A 5,340-nucleotide genomic window follows, 5' to 3' on the forward strand; every position below is an offset into this window, starting at 1 on the left:
ATCATGTTTGGCAAAGATCATGTAAGCTATTGATATAATAAGAAATATTAAGTTTTGTTACGTCAAGTGATGTATAAAGTTGAATGAGGTTCCCCGGGTCTCCTCCGGGTCGGCTGTTAAATTCTGGGTGCAGAAAGATGATTTCTCATTGATAAGAAATGTTTGAAACGGTTTATTATAGGGCTTATTCAATGATGACACCCCGCAATGCCAAGGTCATTTATTTAGGTGCATTTTTTTGAAAAACTAAAGTTTCTTGAATTTATATTGACAGATATTTATAGCATCAAATATTTGAGAAATTTTGCTATAAGCTGTCTGTACTTTGCTCTCGGGTGTTTCTACTGAGATTACAGAGGGGATATGACACTCGGACTTTTCATCTTTTGTGATATCCTTAAGTATTGAAGCCCAAGACTTTTTAATAATAGTCCACCCCCAAATAAGAATGGGTGCTGTACAGGTCTTATGTCATTCAAAAGTCAGTTTTTTTCATTCCTCTGTGTCTCCAATATAATTTAAGCAATTCATCCCAAAAAGAATAAAACCACTATAAAAAAGTTTTCCTAAAAGTATTACATTTTTTTCCTAAAAGTATTACATTTTTTTCCTAAAAGTATTACATTTTTTACATAATACTGATACTCTCAGTTCGTATAAATACCATTCATTTAATAAATTTAATTTTTTTATCCATAAAATCGATAATTATTTGTTGTTTTCAATTACAGGTACTACTAACCTATCCGGGAAGGCATTAATAACAAGACTTTTGAAAAATCCAACCGTATTTGCTGTCATAGGGTTTTTCGGTATATTTTTTGCATATAACTATTTGAATTGCAAATCAATATTAACCATGACTATACAAAAGAATTCAATCGGAGAGGAGATGAAAGCATGTCAAAACATTTAAAATTCTTGTTAATCGGTTGTATTATCTTAGTTACCCCCCATTCTGTTTTTGCTGACTATGTAGTGAATACAGGGCCAGGGAACACATTTGTCAGTGGCGTCCAAGTGAAAAGCACTCAATGGGTGGCTGGTCAGTTTACGCTGAATCAAAGTTTTTCTACTATTGTGGACATTGAAGGGTGGTTCGCATTGACAGGCGGCACCATTACTGTAGCAATATATGGAAATAATTTCAATTCTGGATCCCCGATACCTGATTCAAACATAAGTTATGGCAGCTGGGCCTTCTCCGTTCTGGATATGGCTGATTATGATCCCAATAACAGCACCATAGATCCCGACACTCCTGACAGTTTTGGCTGGGCTGGCGTTTCAGGGGTATCACTGAATTTATCAGCAGGAACATATTGGGCAGCTTTTGAGGTCCGTAGCGGACAAAATTATAATGGTTTTATGCCTGACATGTATGATGAAAACGATAATCCCTTGTCAAGCGATATTCTGGCTGAATATGCTTGGTGGCGCTCTCCTCGCTGGAGAAATGCCAATTCCAGTTATGAAACCTTTGGATTAAGAATTGGTAATCCCGTACCCATACCCAGCGCCTTATTGCTCCTGGCTTCAGGTCTTCTGGGAATTGCTGGATTCAATAAAAGAAAACAAAAATAGGTTCATTAAAATAATTAAAAGCAGGGCCATTCAGTTGGCTCTGCCTTTTTTATTTCTGCTTCAAGTTTTTTCTTATTTTAAATACACTATATGAACCAATTTCTGTTATAGAAGTCATTTCTTTTTTCATCTTACCAATATATAAACCCACCAAATTCATAACCTGTCCATTCAACTATACTTGTAGTAAAATAGAATACGAATGCTTAAATTCTGTTCAAGTTTCTAATATAATGAATTGATTGAGGCTCTTTGGTTTCGGCAAAGGCAGGGGGGAAGAGGATGCTTCGGCCGGGTTTGAATCGCTGCGGAGGCAGGACGCCGGGAGCAGTGATTTCACCTCGTAGCCGGACATGGATGTCCGGCGAAGTTTAGGCCAAAGTATTGCCTTTCTCCCTGTCGTTCGATGAGTTGTTTACTCATTATGTGTTATTCGGTATATTAAAATATGTTTTTTATTGATTCACATTGTCATCTGCATGATTCAAGGATAATCTCAGATATTCCAGGAATAGAGGACAGGGCAAGGATAGCAAATGTTCAATATATGGTATCCTGTGCCACCATGGAAAATAATTTTGAATTAACCGCACAATTGTCCAAGGATTTTAGTTCCATTCTGCCCTGTTTCGGGATTCATCCCTGGTTTGTGGACAATATATCCGATCAATGGAAAGAACGACTGGAACATTATCTCTTGGCCTATTCATCCGGCATTGGTGAGACAGGGCTTGATTTTACAGATAAAACAAGTGACCGGGATTTACAGATTAAAGTATTTGAGCATCATCTTGGGCTTGCTATGGAATTGGAACGCCCCATTAATATCCATATACGAAAGGCCTGGGATACCTTTATTCATATCCTGAAAAAAATGGGGAAACTTAAAGTTTCCGGGCTAATACACTCTTATTCCGGGTCAGCAGATATGATTTCGCTTTTTGAGACATACGGGTTATACATTTCTTTTTCAGGGTCAGTGACAAATCCCAATGCCAAAAAAGTCGTGAATGCCTTGAAAAGGGCTTCAAAAGAACGGTTTGTTCTGGAAACAGATACGCCTGATATCTATCCTTATTTATCGGAACCACAAGTTTCCCAACTCAATGAACCTAAAAATTTACCGGCCATTGCACAGATTGCATCAACCAGGATCGGCATGGAATTTGAAGAATTTTCAAGACAGGCTTATGATAACAGTTTGAATCTATTTCATTCCATATTGCCGGGGAAAAAGGACAATCAATGGACCAGCTAATGGATCAATCAATGGACCAATTCGCAAGAACAGAGCAGCTTCTCGGGTCACAGGCAATGGAAAAAATAAAAAATGCGACAGTGGCTGTTTTTGGTCTGGGTGCAGTAGGATCATTTGCAACCGAAGCCCTTGCCCGTACAGGTGTCGGCAATTTACATCTTATTGATTTTGATACGGTGGATGCCACAAATATCAACCGGCAGCTGTTTGCATTAAACTCTACCATTGGCAGGGAAAAAGCCAACATTGCTTATGAACGGGTAAAAGATATTAATCCGCTTTGCAATGTAGAATTTCACAGCTCATTTATCAATGCCCAAAGCCTTGAGAATCTCTTGTCTAAAGGGATTGATGTGGTGGTGGATGCCATAGATGGGCTTAATTCAAAGGTAAACCTGATTGTAGGTGCAAGGCAGCTGAGCCTTGCTGTGGTTTCCAGCATGGGGGCTGGAGGAAGAACTGATATCTCCATGATAAAAACAGGAGATATCAGTGAGACTTGTGTCTGTCCTCTGGCAAGGGTGGTGAGGCAACGGCTTCACAGGCGGGGGCTTTATAAAGGGGTAAGGGCTGTTTATTCCATTGAAAAATCCTTAAACAAACAACCCTTTCGATCTGAAGATGCACAAGATGCGCTACCGGATCATGGCCGGTCAAGACCTCCCATCGGAACTATTGCCTGGGTGCCGGGTGTTTTTGGCCTCACCATTGCAAGCGAGGTGATAAATATCATTACCCGGACTTGATAGTCTCTTCATCCCTGAGTACCCGTCTTAAAACTTTTCCAATATTTGATACAGGAATTTCATTTCTGAATTCAATAAATTTGGGCCGTTTATAACCTGCCATATTGTCTTTGCAAAATGTGTTTATTTCCTCTTTAGTTGCGGATTGTCCTTCTTTGAATTTAATAAAAGCCTTTACTTTTTCACCGGATTTTTCATCAGGAACGCCTACTACAGCCACCAGCTCAACCTTGGGATGGGTATAAAGGATATCTTCCACCTCCCTTGGATAGACATTGAAACCACCCACAATGATCATATCCTTTTTACGGTCTGTGATGGTGATATATCCATCTTTATCAATGTTGCCAATATCCCCTGTCAGAAAATACCGCTTGCCGTTAATCTGTCTGAAAACTTCTTCATTAGCATCCGGTCTTTTCCAGTATCCCTTCATGACCTGGGGACCGCAAATGGCAAGCTCCCCGTCTTCCCCCTGGGGAAGTTCTTTTGTGTCATCCTTTAAATCAACAACTTTTACATCTGTTTCAGGAAGGGGAAAGCCAATACTGCCTATTTTCCTGGTTTCTTTAAATGAGGGATTGATGCAGGCAGCAGGGGCGGTTTCCGTAAGTCCGTACGCCTCGAAAATAATAGAACCGGTTTTTTCTTCAAATTGTTTACACACTTCCGGGGGTAGGGGAGCTCCACCTGAAAGACACCCCATAATTGAGGAAATGTCATATTTCTCCAAGTTTGGATGGTTTGTAAAAGCGATAAATATTGTTGGAACGGCAGTGATAAAAGTAGGTTTGTATTTTTGTACTGCCTCCAGAACTCCTGTAAAAGGCGGATTGCCCGCCCTTGGATCCGGGATGCATATCAGCCTGCTTCCTGACAATGCTGAAAAAAGAAGAGCGCTTGTTATACCAAAACTGTGATACCAGGGTAAAACACCAAGATATGTATGATATCCGCCACGCCTCATTTTTTCGGCCTTTTTCCCCTCTTCATGGACCAGCCTGAAATATTCTTCACAAGCTTCCAGATTGTAAGCAAAATTTGTATGGCTCAGTTCAGCCCCCTTGGGCACACCAGTTGTGCCGCCGGTATAGAGCATGACAGCGGTATCCTCATCCGGGTTGACATCAAAGGAGGGAGGATTTGGGCTGGCAGAGGCAACAATATCGTCAAACATAAGGTGTCCGGGTTCATGTTTGTCAGCTTTGGGGATTTTGCCTAAAAGTCCACCAATGAACGCTTTGATTTTTGGAAGATAGGATTTGATATTGCAAACAATAACAGTTTCAATATCGGTGTCTTTTATAGCCTCAACCGTGTTTGGATATAGCAGGGGATGGTCCATGCAAAAGACCATTTTTGATTCGGAATCCTTGAGCTGGTAATTCAGCTCTGTCGGCGTGTATGATGGGTTACAGTTCACAGCTACAGCACCAGATTTAAGGATGCCAAAAAGAACTTCAGGAAAGTGGGGTATGTTGGGAAGAAAAATAGCAATTTTATCCCCTTTTTTAATACCTTTGCCCGCAAGAAAGTTCGCAATTCGGTCCGCAGTATCCTTGACTTGGGAATAAGTCCTGAAAGCGCCGTTAAAAATGGTATAGACATTATCAGGATACTTTTTAGCCGTTTCATCAAGGATTTGAGGCAGAGGGTAGTGGTAATCAGTTACATCGTGTGATACGCCTTCCGGCCAATAGGGAGTTTTCCATGCTTGATCCGTCATTTTTATTTCTCCTTTTGTTTAAGGTG

4 protein-coding genes are annotated in these 5,340 nt (G+C 40.4%); 3 read left to right on the forward strand and 1 reads right to left on the reverse strand.

The window, feature by feature from the left end:
- Positions 1 to 900: 900 nt before the first annotated feature.
- From K8S13_RS21525 to K8S13_RS21535, 3 genes are all read left to right on the forward strand, one after another.
- Positions 901 to 1,584, forward strand: a complete 684-nt coding sequence (locus tag K8S13_RS21525; protein ID WP_291465778.1) for a hypothetical protein — start codon at positions 901 to 903, stop codon at positions 1,582 to 1,584.
- Positions 1,585 to 2,032: 448 nt separating this feature from the next.
- Positions 2,033 to 2,842, forward strand: a complete 810-nt coding sequence (locus tag K8S13_RS21530) for a TatD family hydrolase (RefSeq protein WP_291465779.1) — start codon at positions 2,033 to 2,035, stop codon at positions 2,840 to 2,842.
- Complete coding sequence (locus tag K8S13_RS21535; RefSeq protein WP_291465780.1) at positions 2,830 to 3,588, forward strand: tRNA threonylcarbamoyladenosine dehydratase; 759 nt, start codon at positions 2,830 to 2,832, stop codon at positions 3,586 to 3,588. The genes K8S13_RS21530 and K8S13_RS21535 overlap by 13 nt, the downstream gene beginning before the upstream one ends.
- Here K8S13_RS21535 and K8S13_RS21540 read toward each other — a convergent pair.
- Entirely contained in the window at positions 3,575 to 5,314 is a 1,740-nt protein-coding gene (locus tag K8S13_RS21540) for a long-chain fatty acid--CoA ligase (protein ID WP_291465781.1), read from the reverse strand. The genes K8S13_RS21535 and K8S13_RS21540 overlap by 14 nt on opposite strands.
- Between the last annotated feature and the right edge of the window lie 26 nt (positions 5,315 to 5,340).

This window comes from Desulfobacula sp. (assembly GCF_021107415.1).

Excerpts from the sequence above, each read along its gene's own strand:
- K8S13_RS21535 (WP_291465780.1), top strand. The coding sequence starts at position 2,830 with ATGGACCAGCTAATGGATCAATCAATGGACCAATTCGCAAGAACAGAG.
- K8S13_RS21530 (WP_291465779.1), top strand. The coding sequence starts at position 2,033 with ATGTTTTTTATTGATTCACATTGTCATCTGCATGATTCAAGGATAATC.
- K8S13_RS21525 (WP_291465778.1), top strand. The coding sequence starts at position 901 with ATGTCAAAACATTTAAAATTCTTGTTAATCGGTTGTATTATCTTAGTT.
- K8S13_RS21540 (WP_291465781.1), bottom strand. The coding sequence starts at position 5,314 with ATGACGGATCAAGCATGGAAAACTCCCTATTGGCCGGAAGGCGTATCA.